General features: G+C 41.3%; 21 protein-coding genes and 1 pseudogene. 2 read left to right on the forward strand and 20 right to left on the reverse strand.

The window, feature by feature from the left end:
• Positions 1 to 2: 2 nt before the first annotated feature.
• On the reverse strand, positions 3 to 1,853 hold the full coding sequence (locus tag DW182_RS10165; RefSeq protein WP_118295426.1) for a TlpA disulfide reductase family protein: 1,851 nt from the start codon (positions 1,851 to 1,853) through the stop codon (positions 3 to 5).
• Between the two features lie 21 nt (positions 1,854 to 1,874).
• Complete coding sequence (locus tag DW182_RS10170; RefSeq protein WP_118295427.1) at positions 1,875 to 2,237, reverse strand: BlaI/MecI/CopY family transcriptional regulator; 363 nt, start codon at positions 2,235 to 2,237, stop codon at positions 1,875 to 1,877.
• Between the two features lie 166 nt (positions 2,238 to 2,403).
• On the opposite strand from DW182_RS10170, the gene DW182_RS10175 reads away from it, so the two are divergent.
• Positions 2,404 to 3,114 (forward strand): hemerythrin domain-containing protein, encoded by a 711-nt coding sequence (locus DW182_RS10175; protein WP_118295428.1) that lies wholly within the window; start codon positions 2,404 to 2,406, stop codon positions 3,112 to 3,114.
• Entirely contained in the window at positions 3,104 to 3,721 is a 618-nt protein-coding gene (locus tag DW182_RS10180; protein WP_118295429.1) for a response regulator transcription factor, read from the forward strand. The genes DW182_RS10175 and DW182_RS10180 overlap by 11 nt, the downstream gene beginning before the upstream one ends.
• 96 nt (positions 3,722 to 3,817) lie before the next feature.
• Here the strand turns inward: DW182_RS10180 and DW182_RS10185 are convergent, their stop codons facing one another.
• The 18 genes and pseudogenes from DW182_RS10185 to DW182_RS10270 all read right to left on the reverse strand — a co-directional run bounded on the left by DW182_RS10185 (position 3,818) and on the right by DW182_RS10270 (position 23,327).
• Positions 3,818 to 4,966, reverse strand: coding sequence for a hypothetical protein (locus tag DW182_RS10185; RefSeq protein ID WP_118295430.1), 1,149 nt, complete (start codon positions 4,964 to 4,966; stop codon positions 3,818 to 3,820).
• A gap of 34 nt (positions 4,967 to 5,000) precedes the next feature.
• The gene (locus DW182_RS10190) at positions 5,001 to 6,212 is read right to left on the reverse strand and encodes a hypothetical protein (protein WP_147400120.1); all 1,212 of its coding nucleotides are present in this window, start codon (positions 6,210 to 6,212) and stop codon (positions 5,001 to 5,003) included.
• Entirely contained in the window at positions 6,191 to 6,895 is a 705-nt protein-coding gene (locus DW182_RS10195; RefSeq protein WP_118295432.1) for a CpsB/CapC family capsule biosynthesis tyrosine phosphatase, read from the reverse strand. Before DW182_RS10195 ends, DW182_RS10190 begins: the two co-directional genes overlap by 22 nt.
• 12 nt (positions 6,896 to 6,907) lie before the next feature.
• Positions 6,908 to 9,331: a polysaccharide biosynthesis tyrosine autokinase gene (locus DW182_RS10200; protein ID WP_118295433.1), complete on the reverse strand. Its 2,424-nt coding sequence runs from the start codon at positions 9,329 to 9,331 to the stop codon at positions 6,908 to 6,910.
• Between the two features lie 38 nt (positions 9,332 to 9,369).
• A complete protein-coding gene (locus tag DW182_RS10205; protein ID WP_233564124.1) occupies positions 9,370 to 10,161 on the reverse strand; it encodes a polysaccharide biosynthesis/export family protein in 792 nt (263 codons plus the stop codon).
• A 25-nt stretch (positions 10,162 to 10,186) separates the two neighbouring features.
• Positions 10,187 to 10,921, reverse strand: coding sequence for a YjbH domain-containing protein (locus DW182_RS10210; protein ID WP_118295434.1), 735 nt, complete (start codon positions 10,919 to 10,921; stop codon positions 10,187 to 10,189).
• Positions 10,918 to 11,829 carry a polysaccharide deacetylase family protein gene (locus DW182_RS10215; protein WP_199678574.1) on the reverse strand — a complete coding sequence of 304 codons (912 nt, stop codon included), beginning with the start codon at positions 11,827 to 11,829 and terminating at the stop codon, positions 10,918 to 10,920. Before DW182_RS10215 ends, DW182_RS10210 begins: the two co-directional genes overlap by 4 nt.
• Complete coding sequence (locus tag DW182_RS10220; RefSeq protein ID WP_118295435.1) at positions 11,801 to 12,397, reverse strand: acyltransferase; 597 nt, start codon at positions 12,395 to 12,397, stop codon at positions 11,801 to 11,803. The genes DW182_RS10215 and DW182_RS10220 overlap by 29 nt, the downstream gene beginning before the upstream one ends.
• The gene (locus tag DW182_RS10225) at positions 12,381 to 13,205 is read right to left on the reverse strand and encodes a hypothetical protein (protein WP_118295436.1); all 825 of its coding nucleotides are present in this window, start codon (positions 13,203 to 13,205) and stop codon (positions 12,381 to 12,383) included. The genes DW182_RS10220 and DW182_RS10225 overlap by 17 nt, the downstream gene beginning before the upstream one ends.
• Positions 13,205 to 14,296 carry a DUF354 domain-containing protein gene (locus DW182_RS10230; RefSeq protein ID WP_118295437.1) on the reverse strand — a complete coding sequence of 364 codons (1,092 nt, stop codon included), beginning with the start codon at positions 14,294 to 14,296 and terminating at the stop codon, positions 13,205 to 13,207. Before DW182_RS10230 ends, DW182_RS10225 begins: the two co-directional genes overlap by 1 nt.
• Positions 14,293 to 15,288 carry a peptidoglycan bridge formation glycyltransferase FemA/FemB family protein gene (locus DW182_RS10235; RefSeq protein WP_118295438.1) on the reverse strand — a complete coding sequence of 332 codons (996 nt, stop codon included), beginning with the start codon at positions 15,286 to 15,288 and terminating at the stop codon, positions 14,293 to 14,295. The genes DW182_RS10230 and DW182_RS10235 overlap by 4 nt, the downstream gene beginning before the upstream one ends.
• A gap of 157 nt (positions 15,289 to 15,445) precedes the next feature.
• Positions 15,446 to 17,281 (reverse strand): asparagine synthase (glutamine-hydrolyzing), encoded by a 1,836-nt coding sequence (gene asnB, locus DW182_RS10240; RefSeq protein WP_118295439.1) that lies wholly within the window; start codon positions 17,279 to 17,281, stop codon positions 15,446 to 15,448.
• 11 nt (positions 17,282 to 17,292) lie between these two features.
• Positions 17,293 to 18,216 carry a glycosyltransferase gene (locus DW182_RS10245; protein ID WP_118295440.1) on the reverse strand — a complete coding sequence of 308 codons (924 nt, stop codon included), beginning with the start codon at positions 18,214 to 18,216 and terminating at the stop codon, positions 17,293 to 17,295.
• Between the two features lie 229 nt (positions 18,217 to 18,445).
• Positions 18,446 to 18,745, reverse strand: coding sequence for a type II toxin-antitoxin system RelE/ParE family toxin (locus tag DW182_RS10250; RefSeq protein WP_118295441.1), 300 nt, complete (start codon positions 18,743 to 18,745; stop codon positions 18,446 to 18,448).
• Positions 18,733 to 18,984: a hypothetical protein gene (locus tag DW182_RS10255; protein WP_118295442.1), complete on the reverse strand. Its 252-nt coding sequence runs from the start codon at positions 18,982 to 18,984 to the stop codon at positions 18,733 to 18,735. Before DW182_RS10255 ends, DW182_RS10250 begins: the two co-directional genes overlap by 13 nt.
• 215 nt (positions 18,985 to 19,199) lie before the next feature.
• Positions 19,200 to 20,485 (reverse strand): annotated as a pseudogene (locus DW182_RS10260) (ATP-binding protein).
• 140 nt (positions 20,486 to 20,625) lie between these two features.
• A complete protein-coding gene (locus tag DW182_RS10265) occupies positions 20,626 to 21,780 on the reverse strand; it encodes a glycosyltransferase family 4 protein (RefSeq protein WP_147400121.1) in 1,155 nt (384 codons plus the stop codon).
• A 173-nt stretch (positions 21,781 to 21,953) separates the two neighbouring features.
• Positions 21,954 to 23,327, reverse strand: a complete 1,374-nt coding sequence (locus DW182_RS10270; RefSeq protein WP_158580798.1) for a lipopolysaccharide biosynthesis protein — start codon at positions 23,325 to 23,327, stop codon at positions 21,954 to 21,956.
• Positions 23,328 to 23,400: the final 73 nt, after the last annotated feature.

The following is a 23,400-nucleotide window of genomic DNA, read 5'->3' on the forward strand; positions in this document are numbered from 1 at the left end:
TACTATTTCCCAGCCTTCAGTAATTCTTCTTTCATCACCTCCGCACCAGGAAATCCGGTAACTTTGTATGAAAGTTTCCCCTCCCGATCTATCACAAAGTATGTAGGTATTCCCGGATACTCATATAACTTGCCTAATGCAGCACTCTGTTCATTCGTAATCCGGTAATGAATTCCGTGAATATCGGGTATCGTAATTTTCCACTTTCCTTCAGGCGAACTTTCATCCGCCACATAGACATATACTACATCTTTCAGTTCTTCTTTAACAGGTTTCAAACTATTCATAGCTCGCATACAAGGACCACACCAAGTATTCCACATATCTATCAGAACCACTTTACCACGATAAGGACGAGTAATAACTGCTAACAAACTGTCCGCTGTAACTGCCGTATCAAGCTGACAGACCGTATAACCAGTTTTCTTTGCACTTTCCGCAAGTAAAGCCACCACTTTTTGATTCCTGATAGTCAAAGCTTTCTTTATTTCCGGTTCGGATATGCTATCCAACGTCAGCATCTGTTTCTCCAACAAAGGTTTCAAGCGGGCAAGAGTAGCTCCTAAAGGTTTCGCCCGTAAGATATCCTCCCAGATAGGTTGCGGTTCAAACTTACCTTTGAAATCCTCGGTTGCAGCACGGACAAAATCAGGATAACCGCCATATCGTATATAAGGAGAATATATAAAATCCAATTTCAGGATATCATCATAATAGTTCTCACCTACCGTCATATCCGCCCGCTTCACTCCTTTTTTTCCACTGATCATCGGGGCATAACTGATTGTACCCTTATACCCCTTGATAGCAAAGAAATACGACATTTCCAGATTGTTTATCATGTATGTGCGTGCAGCATCACTCAGCAACTTATTCTTTAGTATTTCATCACGATTTTTTTCGTAAATCTTCGTCACATACTTTTTATATTGGGCAGGAGTGACGCCGCAAATATTCTCATAAAAATTATCCGCACTGTAAATACTCGTCAGTCCGGCATACTTTGTCAGTTCAGTATTCAGACCGGCATACGTACCCTCAAACCAAACCAGTGGTCTTCTATCTTTCTTCCCGAACAAACGGCTTTCCGACCAGTAAATTTCCGGTAAATTAAATGTTATTTCAAGCTCACCACCCGGTACCAGAAATATCTCAAACCTCTTCCGCCCCACATGCAATGTAGCATCACCCGGTATCATCAAGTTTGTTTCATAATAAAAGCTTCCATCCTCAGCTATCGGAAGGGATTGACCAAATACATCAAAAAAGAACCAGTCACTGCAATTGAAATTCAGAGTAGTTCCATATACCGGATTGTAACCTAATATCTGTCCGCGGATCACCGTCTTTCCATTTTTCAAATCAGGATCAGGCAAAGGCTGAGAATAATCCAACTGCTGATTTAACAATTTCTCAGGTATTCCGATTTCCGGCTTCTTACCATCCAAACGCACCCCATAAATATTCCATCCTTCACTCTTCTTTGCAGGCATTTCATAAAAGTCGAGACTTTCCGCATCCATAGGAATCGGTTCAAACTTCAAAGTCACAGCCAATTCACCCGAAGCCGGAAGATTTGTCCAAAACTCTTTCGAAAATCCATCGCCACCCAGATAAGCATACATTTTCTCCCCCACCTGTACAACGGCAGTCGAGTCTATTCTTACTCCTTCACCCGGTCTGGAATATATTTTAGCCTCTATCCATGTCGTATCTTTCCCTAATATTACTTTCTGGAATTCTATTTGGTTGGTACTCGTTGCCATGAAATAAGGAGCTTTCACCACCTTCTTCGCCTGCAAGCCTACGCAAACAGCTACCAACACCAAACAAGTTATAGCAATGTTTTTCATAATCTTCGATATTTAAAGTTACTATATCTTCCCTCTCTCTACTTCTGCAATCAGCTGCTTCAGATCTTCCAGTGAGATATCTTCCTCTTTTACCAATGAAGATACTGCGCTAAGATACGAATTATTGAAGTATTTACTGATTACTTTCTTCAGTGTTCCTTTGCTAAAATCCTCCTTGTTCAGCACAGCATAATACTGGTACGTGTTACCGTAGGTCTTATGCGCCAGGAAACCTTTCTCCTCCAGCCCCCTTACAATCGTGGATAAAGTATTGAAATGTGGCTTCGGTTCTTCATAGAAAGCCAGCATCTCCTTCACAAACAACGGACCTTTCTCCCAGAAAAATCCCATGATTTCTTCTTCTTTAGCAGTCAATCCTTTCATAGTTTTTATTTGTTTTCTGCAAATAACTAAAATATTTAGTTTATAAACTAATTTTTCTCGTTAAATAAGACTAAACCCCAAAATACCTACAAATAGCGATTGCTATTTTCAAGGAAAATCCGTTCCTTTGCGCACGAATAAACAAAGAAAGAAAGGATAATCTGCAATGAATGAACCGCATAAGTATCGCGCTACAGACAAAATGAGCGACCTTATCTGTGATAACTACTCCTTATTAATGGTTATGAGCCGCTTTGGTCTCTCACTGGGTTTTGGAGATAAGAGTGTAAAAGACGTTTGTGAGGCACAAGGCGTAGACTACCGCACCTTTCTCGCAGTAGCCAATTTCATCAGTGAAGAACAATATGCCTATACCTATAGTGAAGATGAAGACGCTTTTTCCATCCCTGCACTCATGGACTATCTGAAACAGGCACACACCTATTTTCTTGATTTCAAGTTGCCGGTCATTCGACGTAAGCTCATCGAGTCCATCGACTGCTCAGGAACCGACAACATCGCCTATCTTATTCTGAAATTTTTCGATGAATATGCCAAAGAAGTACGCCGCCACATGGAGTATGAAAACGAGGCAGTGTTCACCTATGTAGAAAAACTCCTGGAAGGCAAGCTTGCCGAGGATTACGACATAGCAACCTTTGCCAGTAAACACAATCAGATAGAGACCAAATTGACAGAGCTGAAAAATATCATCATTAAATATTATCCGGAAAAAGAGAATAACAACAAGCTCAACGCCGTTCTTTTCGATATCTTCAACTGCGAACATGACCTTGCTTCACACTGCCAGGTAGAAGACTACATGTTTGTTCCTGCTGTGGCACAATTGGAAAGGAGATTGAAAAATGAACAATAATGCCTCTTCTATAAAAATAGCAGTTGCGGAGACTTCAGTCATCATCCGGAGTGGACTTACAACAGTACTAAAGCGTTTGCCCAACCTGAATGTACATCCAATAGAAATCTCTTCCCCAGAATCCCTGCAGAGTTACATCCACTTGAACACACCGGATGTCCTCATTGTCAATCCAACCTTCGGCGGTTGGTTTGACATTGCAACGTTCAAAACAGAAAACGGCAAGGTAGAAACTAAATATCTGGCACTTGTATGCTCGGTCATCGACAATAATTCACTAAAAGAGTACGACGACCACCTCTCTATCTGCGATGATGCAGAAACAATCTCCACTAAAATAAACCAATTGCTTTGTACCGACGAAGAAGAAGAGAAAGAAAATGAGCAGGAAACCCTCAGCCAGCGTGAAAAAGAAATAATAACCTGCGTTGTGAAAGGCATGACCAATAAAGCCATCGCCGACCAACTTTACCTCTCCATCCATACCGTTATCACCCACCGTCGGAACATCGCCCGTAAACTGCAAATACATTCTCCGGCAGGTCTCACCATTTACGCTATTGTGAATAAGCTGGTGGAATTGCAGGACATCAAGGATAATCTATAAAAAAAGGGTACATTAGGATTTATTCCTAACATACCCTTTATTCGCTATTATATATGTTTCACTTACATCTTTCTCCGTAACAAAGCAATGTCCTGTCTATTGACCGCTACCTCCATCATGCTCTTCAGCCTTGAATCCTGTTGTTTCTACGGATGCAGCACTATATACCTTCACATTGACCGTTTTTCCGCCAATCGTGATAGTGGCAGGTTTATAACTCTGTCTGACAGTGTATGACAAAGTTCCGTTAGCTTCTGAGTTAGCCTTGAATGATTTAGTGACGCTCTTGACCTTAGACCCGAATCTTGTAGTCAGGAAAGCACTTACAATCTTGGAAGAAGAGAACGGATTACTTACAACTTCATAGCCACATTTTTCATCATAAGTAACCGCATTATCACCCACCTTAAGATACTTCGTCTTATTAGCTGCCTCAGTAGTAGCCGCACCAATGTTTACCGGAGCTTCCAGTTGGAAAGTCCAGGTAGAGAAGTGAGTAACCGGAGCGCTATAAACCGTACCATCCAAGTTAACAGACACACTTTCCGAACCGTTCACCAGCTTCATGTTAGATGCAGGTATATCCTTTTCCTTCAAGTCGGCGCTCAAAGTGACAGGCTGACTGAACTTCGCACCCGAAGGTTGGCAGTTCAATGCCAACACAGCAGATTCTTCCGTCTTTGCACCTTCCGCAACATCTGAAGTAGGGGCAGCAGGCACATAAGCCGTCACAGAGAAAGTCGCATTTTCAGGAAGGGATTCCGTATTTGTAATCGTAGTAGAAGCAGGAACCGTAACTGCCGTTTCAGCAGCACTCGACGACTGGTTACTCTCATCATTAGTAATAGTCGTTTCCTTGTCTTGCCCAACCACTTCATCCACTGCCTTGGTTTCAGTAGAAGCCACGACCATCGCAAAATCAAGCACCTGCGAGGTTTTCTCACCAAAGGCAACATCTACGCTTTGATCAATGCATCCGGCAGCCGTAGCTTTTACCGTATAGGCTACCTTTTCCAGATCAGAAAAAGAATAGGCACCGTCAGTGGTCACATTCTTTGCAAACGTTGCACCTTTAAACAACTCTACCTTAACCCCTGTTGCCCCCGAAACTACACCTTCGATTGAGTAACTTTCCGTCACCGTAATAGTCGGATCGGCGGGAGTCTCTTCATCGTCATCTCCACAAGCGGTAAACGCAATGAACGAGACGAGCATGCTCATAAACAAATAATTAAACTTCTTCATAACTTACTTTTTTTAAAATTGTTAGTAAATGGATTTATTTTCCTATTTCCCGGTTTATATTTCTCTGTATGTATTCCGCCTGCCAGTAACGGTCGCTATGGTTCTCGTCCGGACGGGTATCATAACTTTTCAAATGGTCCTCACTCCACTCTTTCTTATTGGAAAGCACGTTGTATTCCCAATCGAAGTAGTCAGGCAGCTTTGCACGGAACCATTTGCGCCGGTATGCTTTCTTCCCTTGTATGGGGATGGCAAAATGGAAACCGGCATTGTATCCCCCTTCCACCGCGATACCGTAAACGCCGATGGCATAATCACGGAAGTGACGGGTAATGTCCGCCCTTGCCCCGTAATACCCGTAAACATAACGGTTCAACGAACCTTCAAACTGCAAGGCGCTACAAGCCTCAAAGTAGGAAAGCCCCAGCGAACCGTCTATTTTCCTCCAAGTGGAGAGATTCCACTTTTTATCCTCAAAGCTCGACTTGCCTGTCAGACCAAACCTCCCTTTTACCGACAGACAATTATTCAACCTGTATTCAAGACTTCCGCATACGCCTGCCCGGTTGTTATTGAACAGCCCGATCCCCCCGGTTGCATGTAGCCGGGGATGGAAGGCTACCGTCTGGCTGAACGTCATAAATCCCGGGCGCACACGGTCCGCCTCACCGGAGATATTATTCCACACAGGAATAACTACCTGGGCCGTGACCTGCGCGCCTTTCCACAAAGACACTTCGAAGGCAGGAGCTAAATTCACAGCTCCCTCATAGATAATGTCATAACGGTGATTAGCCAGCGACACCTGCGGATAAAACACCCAGTCAATCTTTCCGAAAGAAGAATTCGCAACCAGAACGCCGTGTAATATTCTCCACGCTTCGCTTATATCATAATCCACCTCCACCACTTCCAGAGGATGAACCCGCGCACAGATTCTCACCTGCGGCACTTGTTGTTCAAGGGCTACAATAACGACACTGTCAACGATCCCGATCCGGGCATCCAGCATACGCAACGCCTCAGCCCATCCCCCGAAAGTACCCCGATAGGCGGTATTCTCCATCGCTATATATAAGGTATTTCCCTGCACTCTTGTCCGGACATCCTCAAAGCCCAACTTCTCCAACATCCGTGCATACGTATCATCCGCATAGAGTTTATCCTGAGTACCGGCGAATATCAAGAAAAGCGTCAGCCACCACCGGTATTTCCCGCACAAGCTCATCTGAAGCATAGCCGGCACAACCGGTCCAATTGTTTATCCGTCACCTTCAATGCCCCTATCCACTTTTTAAAAGTGCCCAAGTGGTGCAGGTCCGTTCCCGACAAGTCATACATGCCCTCCTCCAGCAAGTACTCCGCATTTTTCAATGCCTGCTTTCCATGATACCCCGCCAATGAAAGCAGGTTCAGTTGCAGCAAGCAATCGTTGTCCTTCAGTTTGTGGAAATCGGCATGGTTCATATAGAGATACCTTTCGGGGTGGGCAATGACCGGTGTATTGCCGGCCATCACGATGTCATACAGCAGTTCGTACAAGTTATTCGGTGGCGATAGATAAGAGGTCTCCACCAGTACCCTGTCTTTTTCCAGATGATTCAAGCCGTTTTCCAACCGTTCCCTGAAGCCGGAATCCAACATATATTCAGCCGCCAGATTCAAAATAATCCCCCCTTTATATTGTCCGCAAAGCATTTCATAAGCCCGGGTCACTTTCTCCCGGTCTTCTCCCACCCCGTTCATCACATGAGGGGTCAGAATCACTTTATTCACTTTCAGTTCGGTGAAGTATCCGAGCGTTTCCAACGCCTCCTCCAGCGTGCCGATGCCGTCATCCACAGCGGGAAGGATATGGCTGTGAAAATCTGTATATCCCCGGAAGAACCCGGTCTCAATCAACTTTACTTTATGCCGTAAGAAAAACATAACCTACCCGCATTAAATACCAAAAACCCTTTTGCAGAACGCCGTTTTCTTTGGCTTCCTATCGTTATCATTACCATAGCCATAGCCGTAACCGTAGCCGTAGCCATAGCCATAACCATAGCCTCCCTTCTCATAGTTCACCGCATTCAGCACCACGCTCAGGTGTTTCATCTTACCGGAATCATAAAGTTCCTGCAATTCCGGCAGCAAGCGCTTGTCAAACATTCCCGCACGGACAATATACACAGACTGGTCCACCAGTCGTGCGCAAAGCGATGCATCCACCACCATGCCGTAAGGAGGATTATCCAGCAGAATGTAGTCATAAGTTTCTTTCAGTCCGGCTATCAATTCATCCAACTTATCACTCTTCAGCAACTCCGCCGGATTGGGAGGCAATGCCCCCGAAGTAATAATATCCAGGCGGCTTCCTTCTTCATAAGGACGGATAATCTCTTCCACTCGATTTACCTTGCCGCTCAGGTAAGCCGACATACCTTTTTCCTTAGTACCGATGCCCGAATTCTTCGTCAGCGAGCCCTTCCGTAAGTCCAGGTCCAGCACAATTACCTTTGCATTCGAAAGTGCCATACTCATGGCCAGATTGGCAATGATAAAAGTCTTGCCCGAATCCGGATTGAAAGACGTCACCTGCACCACTTTTCCGCCCGCTTTCTTCTCCGTATCCATAAAGTCAAGATTATCACGGAGTATCTTGAACGCTTCGCAGATATATTCCCGACTGCCCTCTTTCACAACAATATCCTTTTCACGCTTCCCCTTTTTCAGAGGAATCTCCCCAAGGAAAGGAACGCTCACGCCCGCTTTCAAATCCCTCTTTGTCTGCACGGTAGTATTGAGCAACGAACGAATATACAGCCAAAGAGTCGGAATCGTAAAGCCCAGCAGGATGCAAATCAGAAGCACCTGTGCCTTACGTGGCGAAACAGGCAAGTCCGGTCCGTCCGCCGGATCCACAATGCGGCAATTACTTTCCGTGATGGAAAGTTGCAGTTCACTCTCCTCCTTCTTGTTCAGCAGATAGAGATACAACTCTTCTTTAATTTTCTGTTGGCGTTCGATGCTGATCACATACTTCTGCTGGGTGGGCACAAACGCTTTCCGGTTCATATTCTCCAGTTCCTTCCGCTTCATATTCCGCACCTGCATCTTCAATCCCGCCACCAGATTGTCCACAGCCTTTGAGATGGACGCACGCATAGATACCAGGCTCGCGTTCATTTCCCGCACTATCGGATTATTGGCGCTGCTGTTAGCCATCAGTTTGTTCTTTTTAGTTAGCGTCGTGTTATATTCGTTGATTTGATTCTGGATACCATTGTCATTGATGCCGATACTCGACGGTATCAATTCAGCGGTTTTCGAATTATCCTGCAGATAATCCTTTATGTATTCGGCCATAACGACCTCGTTTTCAATGCTCAGCGACTCCCCTCCCAGACGGCTGGAGTTTTGCAGCAGCAGTGCGCTTTCCGAGGTAACGTCCGTCAGCTTATTTTCCCGTTTATAATCCTCTATTTCCGTGTCAATCACGCCCAGGTCCGCCTCTATAATCGTCAAGCGGTCTTTAATGAAATTGGCGGTATTAATCACCACCTTGTTCTTATCTTCTATCGCATCATTCTTGTAGGCTTCAATCAATGTATTCAGCACATCCTCCGCACGCCCGATGTTCTCGTCTTCTATGGTCAGGTTAATCAGCGAAGATTTGTCAACCACTTCCACCTGCAGATTGGCATTATAATTGTCCGACACGTTTTTCCGGTTGCCCTTCTTCACATAAACGGGCTTGCCCATATACTCCTCGTTCATGAACAGCGTCGAAGCGACAACAACTTTCCCCACCGGAGTATCCGTCGTGTCACCCATCTGCACCGTCACCACCTCGTCAAAATCGTTTTCATCCAGTACGAAATCCGACAACAACGCCCTGTTCCCGTCAATCGCCGTAGCCGTCAGACTGATTTCCTGGCCGGGTTCCGCATCCTGAAAGACCACCGTAAACGGAGTGGAGTTATAAAGTTCCCGTTTGCGCAGCCCGTTGCGTTCCTTGTAGCTGACGTCCAAACGAAGTTGCCGGGTTACCTCCATCATCAGCCTTTTGCTTTTAAAGAACCCCATTTCGTTGTCCACCTTGCTGTTACCCAATGAAAACACATCCCGGAAAGCGGCGGATTCACCCATGTTCCCGCCCCCTTGTTCGTCCTTCACCAATATGGTGGCTGTGCGTGAAAAAGTTTTCGGTGTGCTTCTCACATAGATAAAGCCGACCAGCAGGCACACGGCAACCGAAAGTATAAACCACTTACGATGATGCGCCAATACACCAATCATATCAGCCATCACCGTGCTCTCCTCCGACCGGCTCTCATTGAAATCTATAAAGTCAAAATCTTCAAATTTATCTTTTCTCATAAAATATTACTCTGATTAAACTGCTTTCTTTTCACAACTCACTTAAATATAAGTACCGACAATGAAATCAATACCGATACAATGGAAGCGAACGTACCGATAGATCGGTTTTGATTAATCTCCCTCTGCCCCGCCTTTGCCGAATTAGGCTCCACATATACGATGTCATTCTGCCGGAGATAGTAATAAGGTGAAGCGAACAAGTCATTGCTCCGCAAGTCCACGGTAGCCACCAGCCGTTCCCCGTTTTCTTCCCGAATCACCTTCACATTCTCACGCTTGCCGTAGATTGTCAAGTCTCCTGCCCGGCTAAGCACATCCAATAGAGTAATGCGATCACTGCTTACCTCAAATGTACCGGGATTATTAACTTCCCCCATCACCGAAACTTTAAAGTTCAGGAACTGAATGGTAACAATCGGATCATTCACCAACCCCTTACTGATCAGTTGTTCCTTGATATAGTCCGTCAGTCCCGAACGGGTCATTCCTTTCACCTTGATTCTTCCCAGTTGCGGAAAATCGATATTTCCTTCTTTATCCACCAGATAACCCAGTATTCCGCTGGACCCTCCCGAATAGGCCCCCTTACTTCCGAACTCATAGCGCACGCTTGGCAGATTGAACATCTGCACCAGTTCCAAGTCTTTACTATTCACCATAATGGAAAGCAAGTCATCCGAATGGATTTTGATTTCATACTCCTGCGCTATCTCCTGCTTATAATTCTCCGGCGTATCTTGCAAATACGCAATCTGCTTTGTGGAAGTACAGCCGGTCAGGAAGCATAACATCATGGCTATGCCTCCCCACATTTTCATCTTGTTCATTGATTATTTTTATTGTTTACTATTTCTACAACTTAAGCGGAATCAGAAAGGTGAACCCTCCCGAAAAGTATTGTCCGTCCTGCAGCATTGCCTGCAGCATCAACGGACGTATCACCCGGTAATGGAAACCTACATAAAAATCTTTTGCGTCATACTCCGCTATCAGGCGGAATCCTTTCAAAACGGCAAAGTCATAAGATATTCCCAGCGCAGGGCCATTCAATCTATATGTTTTCCTGGCACTGTAAAGATAAGAAAGATGAACACCCAATTCACCTCCTCTTGTTTGTATATGCCTGGTTGCCGCAACATAATATTTATTGAAATGCCCATTACCCTCTTCTCCCGGCGACTGGAATCCCGTCACCGGGTCAGAAGTTCCCAGCACCACCGCTGGCATATATTTCCAGAATTGTCCCTCTTTCAGCACCCTCAGCCTAAAGGCTAAATGCCTGTCCTGCCCTCTCCACTTCCTGGGAAGGTCGCCTACACTCCGTTTAAACAACGTACAGATATACGACAGTTCCAGGCACGACAGAAAAGTGACATTGACATAATAATTATAGGTATGATAAGGCCAGGCAAGAGAGTTGGAATTGGGAGTTAATTCTTTATTCAGAAAGCCTGCGCCCAGCATCACCGTTCCCACCGGCTGCATCTCAGCCGAGGGTGTATGGAGCAAACCGGTAGTTCCATCCGAGTATTGGGCGAATACTCTGGAAGAAAAAATAAAGAAGCAAACTAAAAAAACGAATCTCATTCCCCTACTCTAACATCTTTTATTCTTTCAAACCCGTAACCGCAGTTCTTCCAGAAAGCAATTTCTTTTTCATACAAATCCAATGCAGGTATGCCCAGATTCCGCAGTTTCAGTTTATGCCTCAGCACGTCCGAAAACAGATAAGAAATATAACTGTCCGCCTGGCGTTCTATTTTCCCATGCATGTCCTCCTCTGTAATCACCTCATTGGGATGAATCAGGAAATTAATCCTCTTGTTTGTATTCCTCGTCTCCCAATACAGGAAATGGCGTATCCAACAAGTTAACCGGGGAGAGATGCGCATGAACGTCCCGATGTAAGGCACTATAAACGAAGACACCGGAACCTCTATAAGTTCCATGTCCCCCCGTCGTGCCAGGTTATCCTGCTTCACATGATAAGGCACTCTGGGAGCCTTTAGCCATTGCAGTTTTCCTTTACTGCCCAACGACATGAACATATCCATCCGCTGCGGAGCCACCGAACTGTCGAACAGATACCCCGTTTCTTTCAACGCCCGGGGCGTATTCCCATTCACCCGTAAAGCCGGAGCGCGAAATGAAACTACCTCTTCTCCGGCAATATCCTCAATAATCCTCTTTGCCGCCGACAAATGATACACCTGCTCTTCCGCTGACAGGACATCGAACGCTTTCGTATGCTCGTGGCTTAAACCGTGTACCGCCACCTCATGTCCGCCTCCTTGCACCCTCTTTATCATTTCCGGATGTTGCGCGGCAAAGTCCGCTATAAAGAAGAAAGTTGCCTTCACATCATATTTTGCATATAGCTCAAGCAAGCGGGGCAATCCCTCTTTCCAGACCTTCACTCCCGTGTCATCCCGCAAGCCACCGTTCACGATGGAAGTGGTCTCCACGTCATTGGTCAAGTGAACGATTCCTTTCATAAATATCCGATAATTTTTTATAAGTAGTAACCTTTTTCATAGGGTTTCCCTGCACCAATGTATAATCGGGCACATCACAATCCACCACAGTACCCGCCGAAACGATTGATTTCATCCCAATGCTGACTCCCGGTAAGATGACAGACCGGATGCCAATCCATGCCCCCTCTTTAATGACTACGGGAGCCACTTTAGCTTCCAGCATAAATGAGAAATGCTCACACGGGTTTACGTGGGCTATGACAGATACCTCCCCCGCCATCGAGGCATGATCTTCAATGTATATGTATTCAGGATACGCATTGTCCAGTACACAAAGCTGCCCGACATAGACATGCTTCCCAATATGTATTCCCCTCCACCTGTGCATTCTCACCCGCCATGAGTTCAGCGGACAAAAAAAAGATAAACGGAAAAGAATGATATTCCTCATCTTCCTGAAAGCAAAATGCAAAGGATTCATCTGCCGCCTCTTGCCGGAGTTCCGGATAGTATGCCAAAGGCTCTTTTCATCATGGTCGAAAAAAGGAATAAGCCGTGGCTCTCTGGTTTTAAAATGATTTGCCATGTGTCCAATAATATTTTACGAAGTGACTATATAGGAAACCTACCGCTTTGTTATGCTTTGAAAACCTTTTCACGCGATTCTTAAAAAATTCCCGGAGATGGAGCAAGGTCCATTGCCACATGCTATCTGTCCAAAGTGTATGGGCAAGTATCATACATCGTTCCGGAAATTCATTCCTGCCGATACAATTTATAACTTGTCGGGTCGTATGGAATGATATGCCAAAATGGTCTTCCACTATATCTCTCACCGCATACTTCTTCCCGTCCCAGGCGTAGCCGGTATCAGTCAGATAAAACACCCGCCGGAAATCAGTTGTCAGGTACGGTTCTCCGATAAGATTAAAATCAGCAAGCCTGTAGTGTTGCCATAACGTCCGGTTATCATAGATAGAAGATGAACTGCCATGCATGCTCACAGTACGTACCGGATAAAATTTCCGTATTTCTTGAAGATGAGTTGCAAATGTCCCGATAGCTTTGGACATATCACCATCAGCAAAAACCAGGTCTTCATAATGGTAGCCCACCTCGTGTCCCAAAGCCACTATTTTCCAGATGATGTCAGGGTCAAAGCTTTGTTTCACAATCCGGAAATAATATGTAGCCCGGATTCCCAACTCATGCTCCAAGAGTGCTATCTTAAGCGCATTAGACGCTATTTCGTCCACATCGTGGCGCAGAATGACAAATTTGGAATCGGACAAATCTTCTTTCCTTTCGCAATACTCCTCAAAAGTATAGAAACGGTAATCTGCCTTTTGCAGAGCGCAAAGTAAGGAATGGTAGGTTTTGAGAGTGAAATCCATTATTTAAAATTTAATTGATAATCCGGATTGTTTTTCATTATGCTTTTACTTTCCGGATAATGTTCTATAAACCAAACCAAAAAAGCGGTCACATCTATTTTTTCGTCTAATAATTTATTTCTTTTTCTCAACCAGTTATCATGCAATCCCTGTTTATCCATTTGAAGTAATTCAATACCTTTTTTTATAGCTCTTTCTTGATCTTCTAAAGATTCAGAATAATTGTATATTAATTGGTATTTCTCTTCAAGTTCCTTAGTATATGCAATCGTACCAGTATGCAAATAAACAGAAGGAATTCCCATTATAGCAGCCTCTTCCGACATTGTACTACTTTCACCCAACAAGAGACTGGCAAACGCCATCGCATCATGCATCCTATGAGGAGCTATTTCAATTTGATGTGTTTTTAATCTTTCAGGTAATTCTCCTTCAGAAGAAACAAACACCTTTGCATGTTTTTTTAACTCCATTATTGCTTTCAACTTATTGTCAAATGAAATTCCTCTATGTCCAATATCATGAGATGCATTCCACGAGACAAAACGTATAATCACATATTTCTCATTTCCATCAACTCCTAACTCTTTTAGAATCGATTTATTGGGAGTAAAACGATTAGGGTGAAGATAAGCCAATTCATGGTAACCAGCATACTGTATTACATTTCGTTCATTTTTTAATGGATTGTCATAATCAGAAGTAAGAATTGTATCTGTAAAAGGTTTGTATAACCTTACTTGTTCAAAATTAAAAGTATCCTCAAATGCAATATGAGGTTTTCCTATCAGCCAAGCCGCATGAGCAGCACAAATGGAACCATGACTCAGCAATATATCCGGTTTAAATCGTAGGCATGTTCTCCATTCTAAATAATCAAATTTAAACATTCCCCATATTTTCCCTACAATTGATTTGTATTTTTTTCCAAAAGAAACATATTTCAATTTATTATACTCCAAGAGGGCAATTTCAAATTCTTTATCCCGACAAGTAAACAACAATTCGTGTCCTCTTTTCTCCATTTCATGGGCAAAGTTCTTAAACAGATGCACATGCGCCGGATGCCCTATGTCTATCAGTATTCTCATTTTATTATCTTTACTATTTTAATTCCTATTTTCCCAATATTATACAGCACAGGATTCAATACACATAGGAACCGTCCATGCTCTACCAGCTTTCCTCCGAACTTTGCTTTAAAGTCACGTACTCCATATCCTTCTTCAGGCTTCCCTGCCCCCATCATATCAAAGCGAGATATTCCATTTTCAAATGCGTATTTTATTCCTGAATATGTTGCCAAAGTAGATGGATATATATTTTTATATTTGTTATCTAATCCACACGCAAACCATTCATACATAACTCTATCATTCCAAACCACGCAAACTGTTCCTCCAATAACTTTATTATTCAACTCAATTAGAAGAAATCTGGCAAAGAGTTCACCGTACAATCTTTCAAAAAGAGCAAATGGGAGTAAAGGCGTTTTGATTTTTGTGGTATATAGTTCATTCAAAATATCATAATAGTCATGTATTTGATTTAGAGTAGGATTAACCAAATATGAAGCTCCATCCCTTAAAGATGTCTTAATGTCCCTCTTCCTGCTCTTACCTATATTCCGGTTCACAACATCCTCAGAAGAGCAATCAACGTGAAAATTTAAATGCGGAACATAACTAAAACCACTTTTTAGAAACACCTTCTTATGAATACCATAATCATTAAAATTACGGAACTCTATGTAAATGGCTTTCCTGCTTAGTCGTTTTCTACAATATATTAATAATTGAAACAATGCATCCTCACTTATATCATCGGCCAGTAGAGCCCCTCCTGTTATAATTGCCCTCTTGGAAAAGAATCGTTTCAATCTTCCCCCCTCTTTTTGTATATACCCTACAATTACACCTTTCAGTGCCCCGTCTTCAGTAACTCCCAATGCAAATGCTTCAAAAAAAGAAAGGCTTGAATAGAAATCGAAACATTCTTTTGACTGAAAAAAGTTAGCGGTTGATGAAGTACTCATCAACTCTCTCCAAGCAATCACATCTATTTCTTCACCTACAGTTATCATCTATTTTCTTTATTATTTTAGCAGTCCTCAACTACTACACACATCTTACCTATTTATCAATTCGGCTCAAAAAGCTCTGTAGTAATATCTTTTCCGGCTCACATTGAGCCGAATCAACAAAATATATGATTATGAGCCTGCAAAGTGATTTAATGAACTATTTGTCAATAAATTCTCTAAACCATAATTCCAGATGAATCCATTTCCAGATTTCCTTAGAAACATTAATTTTCCCGTCTAAGTGATTTTGATAAAGTTCATGCACTTTTTGTACATTGAAGTATCCTCTGTTTTTGAACGACTTGCTACTAATTAGCGTCTCTATATATTCCTGAAATACCGATGTTCTAAGCCATTCATCCTGAGGAGTGTCAAACCCTACTTTATCCATCCGGTTTCTGATTTTCTCCGGCAATGTCCCTTTCATGGCTCTCCGGAGAATACTCTTAGTGACCCCATCCTTGATTTTCTCAGAAGATTGTGTTGCCAAAGTTCTCTCCACCAAATGATAATCCAGAAATGGAACCCGTGACTCAACTGAACTTGCCATCGAATTCCGGTCATCCCACTTCAGAAGATGCTCCAATTTATATTCAAAGTGATCCAGTAATGCATCATTCAAAGAAGAAGAACCATATAGATTACCGGCAATATTGTTCCGCTTCGAATAGCGCTTTATGAAATTCTGACTGATATAACCATATTCGTTGGCACGAGCCAACGTACGCATACGCTTGGGAAGCAGAAAATACAGGAAAGTTTTATAAGCATAGATAGAGCGGTGCACATGCCAATAGCCTTTCATCTCGCAAAGCAGTTTACGCATCCGGAAGGAACGAAGCAAATCTTTATAGTAAAATCCATAGAAGTAATGATAACCCGCCAGTTCCTCATCAGCCCCTTGCCCATCCAGCGTGACGGTTACATTCTCTTTTGCCTTCTGCATAACCTTATATTGGGCATACGGTCCTAAAGAAGGCACAGGCTCCGCATGAATATATACAAAATTGGGAATATCTTGATATAGGGTTTCCACTGTGGGATGCGTAAAAAACATATTCCTTAAAGTTCCCCTGAATTCATCTATATATTCCGACTCGTCTCCATGCTCCCCCTTATTGTAAACCGCAGAAAAGGTATTCAAACCGGTATTCCCAAAGTCTTCATATACAATAGAGGCTATAGATGACGAATCTAAACCTCCACTCAGGCATACCCCCAACGGGACATCACTCCTCAGCCGTAACTTAATGGAGGAATTAAGGCAAGCTCTATACGCTTGCTCATCCTCAAAAGGTGCTGCTTTTTCTACCCGTTCTCTGAGGTTATACCATTCTTTGCTCTTATATTCTCCATTCTTGACTGTGAAAGAGTGCCCATGCTGTAGCTTTTTTATTCCCGCAAAAAAGGTTGCTTCTGTCTGGTCAGTCCGGTTGAAAACCAAATAGTCAAAAATCGCCTGGTTATTCGCCTTCGGCTTTATGCATTTCGTTTCCAGGATAGGAGGTATTTCCGAAGCAAAAACAAACTGGTCCTCAGTCATGCAATAATAAAATGGCTTCACGCCAAAGCGGTCTCTTGCTCCAAAAAGCACATCATTCTCTTCATCATATATTGCAAAGGCAAACATGCCATTGAAATGTTCCAAGCATTTCTCTCCCCAATGTATATAAGCTTTCAGAACCACCTCCGTATCCGTTCCCGAACAAAAGCTGAGCCCTTGCCTTTTCAGTTCCTCCCGCAATTCTATATAATTATAAACTTCACCGTTAAATACAATCGTATATCTGCCACTACCGTCATTCATCGGCTGATGACCGGCATCCGATAAGTCAAGAATACTTAAGCGGACAAAACCAAGGCCCACATTCTGATGTATAAAAATCCCTTCGTCATCGGGGCCACGGTGTTTCATACGTTGCATCATGGGGAATAACGTCGCCTGCCGGATAGGCTTATTTTTCAAATTAATAATTCCACAAATTCCACACATATTTCTACTTTTTAAAACTGTTTATACAGGCATATAATTTTTTTTGCAATTTCATGAATATCCAGCCCTAAATCTATAATCCTGTCACGCCCATCTGTTTGTGAATATTTCATCGAGAACTGAATCGCTTTCCTTATCTGCTCAACACAATCTGTTTCATCACGAGAAGTAATATAACAGCCCTTAGTTTCACCTAATACATATCTCACATCTCCTACATCTGTCGAAACAATAGGACGATTACATGCCATCGCTTCTTTTACTACTAACGGGCCAGATTCCCTAATAGATGTCACAAGCAATAAGTTACAAGCATTCATGAGTAAATTAACTTCACTTCTTTTATACCCTTTCAGTTCCACCAATTTGTAGTTACCCGCCAGCGCAATACACTTCTTAGCCCAAAGAGGATTTTTCACCGGCTCATCAAAACTACCCGCAAACAACACATAAATATCTTTTGTATTCCAGTTTAAAAGTTTTCTAGCTTCCTCCATATCCATCGGTTTAAGAACAGACAGATCCACTCCACAAGGTACAACAGAATAATTCTTCTTTTTATATCCGGCCCTATCAGGCATGCTCTTCAAAACAAAAATATTATACTTAGACAGGTACATTGCCAGTCTTGATAAACAACGAAGCATTGTAGTCGACTGAACATCACAACCATGAAAGGTGGTAACCACCGGCACTTTCCTTTGCAAATTTGCTAATAAGCCGCACAATCCGTAATGTGCATGAATCAAATCCGGTTTGCACTCCTCTATTTTTTTTATCAGTTTCTTTCTACAGGATAAATAACCTGTCCACCCCTTGCCTATGACACCAAAATACTCCACTTCAACTCCTTCGTAGGCAATTGAACTACCTTGTTCTATTACAAAAGGAGAAAAGCTACCGGAGTTTTTGTTCGCTACTATTAAAACTTTCATATACTCATAAGCACTCCCTGTATGGCTATAATACCTTGCATGGTATTGTAGTCCACATCGAGTTATATTTTTGATTAATAATTAAATTATTTGGCAATATTTATTAGCAGAAGTGCCATGTTATCAGTTTCCCTTGAAACCGGTATGAGCAGTCACAAACACACGCTTTCCATGATAGAAGGCATCAAAAATGTCTATCATAAATAAAGCTTCTTAAGAGGAAAGAAGATTAGCTACGCTTCATTTGTGTGGAATGAATAGTCACCACGTATAAAGTAGTTTTAGTGAAACGATAAAAAATTCTACATTTGGGATGAGATAAAAAACTATAATATTTTGTTTTAGACGTACTGCGTCTTTCATCAAGAGTTCCTATCTGAGGAAAATGGGATAATGTTTTAATTGTATCATAAGTATCTTTGGCAAAATGCATTTCAGCCGTATATCCCATATTATACGCATACCAAGCAGCTATCTCTTTGAAATTAGCTTGTGCTTTCTTCTGCCACTTTATTTTTAAAGTCCCCATTTCGCAAACATAGCAGCTACTTCTTCATCAGTAGCAACGCCGCTTGCTTCAGACTGTCTAATTTCTTCATCCAACTCCTCTTCTGTAAAACAGCAAGGCATAGTCTTTTCATGAAGCAGTTCAAGACATTCTTGCAACTTCTCCTCATCGTTGGTTTCATCAATAGAAGCTATCAACCTGTTCTTCAGACCCTGAAGATAAGGTGTATTATAAGCTGCTGAGGGTTCGGATACTTTCATGACTTTATTCCTTCTTATTCTTTATGGCAAAGGACGCTATTTTTTTTGTAACACCCAAATCTTTTTAGAAATTATATAGAAGATCATCACCAAACTTTCCAGAGCGCCTTTCCCGCATTCCACATCTCATTTAACTGTAAGCACTCACTGTATAGCTATAATATATTTAGCGGGACGAAGCCCGTTCATCTTGCAGCTTTCTATAATAAACCCAATTACTCTATCGTCCAATCCCCCAGCGTCCGCCGTTCACTATCAAAATTAATGCCTACTTTCACTATTGGCAGTCCACATAATGCAAAGCGTGCGGCATAATTCTTCAGGTTGATCTGCTTCATAGCGGCATCCGCTGTCTTATCAAGTTTCAGCTCTATGACGTACAGTGTGATACGAGTGCGGAGAACAATATCTACACGGCCTCGAGGAGTATGCACCTCTACATCTATATAATACCCCAGAAGGCTGAAGATGATATAGAACACTTGCTGGTAGTGACCCTCCGAATCGGCATTGTCGCAATAGGGAATGGTGGAGAGAAACTACGAAGGTATCAGGTTACGCATCAATCCGGTGCGAACTTCTTTATTAGGAATGTCGAGCGTGTAAATGCCAAATTCGCTATCGCAATCTTTTATAGTAATATAGTCACTCTGATAGAGCAACAGGGTGAAAGGATTGTAAATGTCGGGCGAAGGCCAGGTGAAATGATAACCATCATAGTTATCTTTCAGTTTCGCAATCGTTTCCTCACGAGAGACACCTATGCGTGCAGCCAGCAAATCCAGGTCATCGGACATCTGAGTCAGCATTTCTTCTTCGCTAATGCCGCAGATAGCTGCGTATGACACATCCATGCTGATGTTCTTGATATTATTCAACTCGCTGAAGATGCTCAGTTGGGAGAACTTCGTGATACCGGTGAGGAATACAAAACGTAGATAAGGGTCGCAAGCCTTCAGGGGGCTGTAGAAATTGCGCATCACATCCCGAAGCACGGGAAGATTCTTTTCTTCATGAATAACGTCGAGAAGCGGGGCGTCGTATTCGTCGATGAGGACGACAACCTGCCGGCCGGTTTGATGGTGAGTCCGGCGGATGAGTCCGGAGAAACGATCGTTCAAGGTCACTTCCTCATTCACTTTACCGTACGTTTCTTCATATCTGTATAATTGAACACTCAACATTTGCTCCAACCGTTCCCTATCCACATGCTTCGCCATGCTCATGTCAAAGTGAAGCACAGGATACCCGGTCCACTCCGCCTCCAGTTTCTCAATGGCAAGACCTTCAAACAACTCCTTCCTGCCTTCAAAATAAGCGTGCAGCGTACTGACGAGCAAACTCTTGCCGAAACGACGAGGGCGACTCAAAAACACATACTTAGAGTCGGATGCGTCACTCTATAAACGTACTCCGTCTTGTCTATATACAAATAGCCTTTTCCACGGATTTCCGAGAAAGTCTGTATCCCTATCGGGTAAAGTTGTCTCTGTTGAATCATATCTATTTTTTTCCTTTCCACCTTTGTTTACCTGCAAAGTAACAAAATTCATCCATTTTCTCCTAACCAATACCCACTTATTTATAATCTTTCAAAGTCTCTATCACTTTGGCGTTTTCCGATACCGCCATACAGAGGCATCATATTTCTGAAGCAAATATACCTTTCATTTGTTGTACAAACTCCAAATGAAGCCGTTGTAATACTTCCTGATAATTATTTTTTTTTGTTACATCAACCGATGAAATAGCTTTAGCGATAGCTATTGCTGATGGTTTTTTATAAAATACAACATAATTGCTTATTTGAGATTCTTGAATAGAACGCTTTGGAGGACAAATTGGAAACAAATTATTATTCAAGTAAACTAATATTTTGGACGGAAACTCATAGTCAGACATTTCATCATCCAGCACTCTTGTACACAAGCCAATATCGCACTTTGAAAGAAAATTTAGATAATCCTTTTCAGGCAAATATCCTTCATAAGTTACCAAACAACAATTACTCATTTTAATATTCATTATACATTCCTGAAGCATATTGACATCTTGTTTATTTCCATAGCCTGATATATGAATATGATAATTGGATGGAAGATATTTTGCTATTTCAAGCGCTAAGAAAACATCCGAACCAACAGGCCCTATTTCACCAGCATATACTATATGTATTTTATCGTCTAAAACACATTTAGGCACTACAGATTGTGGCATATTATAACATCCATAACAAACTGCTGAACTACCATCTATGCCACATTTCTTCTGAATAATGTCATTAACAAAAATATATCCTTTCGCTCTTTTTAGATGTTCTATTTCTGATTTAATTTTTACTTCAGAAGATCCATATTTGGCATGATATATTTCTTCAACCTCAAAATATATTTGGCGTTTACAAATCCATTTTACAATATTTACTATCTTTTGTGTCTGCAATGAATGATAAATCAAAATCTTATCATTGTTACCAACCTTGAATAAGAAAAAAATAAAAAGTTGAATCGTTTTAACTATTCGAGATAAATATTTTAATGCAAAATTTGTCCTCCCAAACGAAAACATATAATAAACTTCTTCCTGCTCATCAATTTTTACCGTTTCGGTAAAATTCATACAGTTCTTTTCCCCTGTACATTCTGCAAAAGAACATAATGAAACATAGAAGCCTATTTCTTTCAATACAGATTTAATATAATTAATCTTAGTTATAGCAGAAGGAGAAATAGATAAATTGCGATAATTCTCACAATCCGAATAGGCACCACTCACATAATAAATTACATTTTTCATATTCTCATAAATATTTAAAATAAAGTCTCAAAAATACGTTCTAATAAGAGTACAAATTTCATAAAAAGCAATCTGCTATTATAAAATGTACAATCGTAACTTTTCAACTACAATACTCTGTATTTCATGCCAATATGGCTTAACGAAGAAGTTAAATTCGACTGTCTATTCTATCATTTCGCCCAAATACCTTGAGCCGTTTGCCTCAACAACTTACTTAATTGTATATGTCCCCATATCGCTTGTAGCAACATTACAAATGCCATAATTGAAATTAATCCTATAAGCCCCTTAAATCTACACATAAAAAGCATTGCAGGAAGTGCAAATAGCGAACAGGATACGTATATTATCAATTGGATTACAACCTTTCCCATGCCATTAATCAAATGCATATATAAATTTGCACGACTAATAATAAACATATATATACCCATAACAATTGATAATTGCCAAGGAATTTCCACACTACTATTAAGCCATATTCTATAGACATAGGGAGAAATAATAATTAAGAGAACAATTGGTATAAAAAGTGCCATTTGAATTCTGGACAGTACTTTATAACTTTTTCTCATCCAAGAATAATCATTCTTTGTATAGGCATCTGTAAATGCTGACCAGAAAGGAAGTATTATTATTATATATCCCATATATACAATATTAAAATACTTGTATGCTATATTATATTGAGTTACATATTCCGCCCCTAATTCTCTAGAAATAATCACATTAGCAAACTGATATATTACTAACATTGATGTTTGAATTAAAAAAAACTTAAAACCCAATCCAAATATGTTATTGAAAAGCTTTAAATTTATATTCTTGATACTAAAAAGTAAAAATTTATATTTATGAGAAAACATCCATATACTATATACAAACATCACTAATGTTGGCACTCCTGATATAGCATAAGCCAATGGCACCAATGTCCTATTCACTGTTAATGTAAATACATATATCAAAACTAATGAACCAAATTGCCCTACTAACCGCAAAAACGAAGACAACGCCGGCTTTTGGTCTGCAATAAGGATTGTGTTAGAAATACTTAAAACCATCTGTAAACAGAAAAATATCAGAATAACATTAACCGTCTGTCTCATTTCATGATTACTAATATCATCAGTATGTAATATAGTATTCCAATCTAAGTTAACATTAAGAAAAAAGGCAACCAGAAAAAAGATACAAAATATTAATATTAGCATTACCATTGTAGTACTCACATATTGCTTAGCACTTTCTATATTGCCATTGGCCATTGCTTCAGCATACTTATTTCTAAAACCATGTGTTAGACCAAAGTCGAAAAAGGAGAACCACGAAATTATAGATGTAAGAGTTAACCAAATGCCATATACCGCTGAATTTACATAATTTAAAGTACAAGAAACTAATAGTAAAGAAAAAAGAATGGATAGACCTTTAATTGCAAAACCATATAATATATTTTTAGTAGCTAACCGAGTTCTCAGATTATCTGATTTTAGCAAAGCCTTTCTTATTGTACAAAACCTACCGATAAAGCAATTCTTCATCTCATTTATTATAATCTTAAAAAAACAATTTATACACATTAGATTCATCAGCCATGATCTTCATCATCTTATT

It is taken from the genome of Bacteroides sp. AM16-24, assembly GCF_003471885.1.
Classification (GTDB): domain Bacteria; phylum Bacteroidota; class Bacteroidia; order Bacteroidales; family Bacteroidaceae; genus Bacteroides.

Coding starts and splice junctions, on each gene's coding strand:
- DW182_RS10215 (WP_199678574.1), bottom strand. CDS start 11,829: ATGAAAGGAATCGTTCACTTGACCAATGACGTGGAGACCACTTCCATC.
- DW182_RS10255 (WP_118295442.1), bottom strand. CDS start 18,984: ATGAAAGTATCCGAACCCTCAGCAGCTTATAATACACCTTATCTTCAG.
- DW182_RS10185 (WP_118295430.1), bottom strand. CDS start 4,966: ATGAAGAAGTTTAATTATTTGTTTATGAGCATGCTCGTCTCGTTCATT.
- DW182_RS10235 (WP_118295438.1), bottom strand. CDS start 15,288: ATGATAACTGTAGGTGAAGAAATAGATGTGATTGCTTGGAGAGAGTTG.
- DW182_RS10220 (WP_118295435.1), bottom strand. CDS start 12,397: ATGGCAAATCATTTTAAAACCAGAGAGCCACGGCTTATTCCTTTTTTC.
- DW182_RS10270 (WP_158580798.1), bottom strand. CDS start 23,327: ATGAAGAATTGCTTTATCGGTAGGTTTTGTACAATAAGAAAGGCTTTG.
- asnB (WP_118295439.1), bottom strand. CDS start 17,281: ATGTGTGGAATTTGTGGAATTATTAATTTGAAAAATAAGCCTATCCGG.
- DW182_RS10195 (WP_118295432.1), bottom strand. CDS start 6,895: ATGTTTTTCTTACGGCATAAAGTAAAGTTGATTGAGACCGGGTTCTTC.
- DW182_RS10250 (WP_118295441.1), bottom strand. CDS start 18,745: ATGGGGACTTTAAAAATAAAGTGGCAGAAGAAAGCACAAGCTAATTTC.
- DW182_RS10175 (WP_118295428.1), top strand. CDS start 2,404: ATGAATGAACCGCATAAGTATCGCGCTACAGACAAAATGAGCGACCTT.
- DW182_RS10230 (WP_118295437.1), bottom strand. CDS start 14,296: ATGAGAATACTGATAGACATAGGGCATCCGGCGCATGTGCATCTGTTT.
- DW182_RS10265 (WP_147400121.1), bottom strand. CDS start 21,780: ATGAAAAATGTAATTTATTATGTGAGTGGTGCCTATTCGGATTGTGAG.
- DW182_RS10180 (WP_118295429.1), top strand. CDS start 3,104: ATGAACAATAATGCCTCTTCTATAAAAATAGCAGTTGCGGAGACTTCA.
- DW182_RS10205 (WP_233564124.1), bottom strand. CDS start 10,161: ATGAACAAGATGAAAATGTGGGGAGGCATAGCCATGATGTTATGCTTC.
- DW182_RS10200 (WP_118295433.1), bottom strand. CDS start 9,331: ATGAGAAAAGATAAATTTGAAGATTTTGACTTTATAGATTTCAATGAG.
- DW182_RS10210 (WP_118295434.1), bottom strand. CDS start 10,921: ATGAGATTCGTTTTTTTAGTTTGCTTCTTTATTTTTTCTTCCAGAGTA.
- DW182_RS10165 (WP_118295426.1), bottom strand. CDS start 1,853: ATGAAAAACATTGCTATAACTTGTTTGGTGTTGGTAGCTGTTTGCGTA.
- DW182_RS10225 (WP_118295436.1), bottom strand. CDS start 13,205: ATGGATTTCACTCTCAAAACCTACCATTCCTTACTTTGCGCTCTGCAA.
- DW182_RS10170 (WP_118295427.1), bottom strand. CDS start 2,237: ATGAAAGGATTGACTGCTAAAGAAGAAGAAATCATGGGATTTTTCTGG.
- DW182_RS10245 (WP_118295440.1), bottom strand. CDS start 18,216: ATGAAAGTTTTAATAGTAGCGAACAAAAACTCCGGTAGCTTTTCTCCT.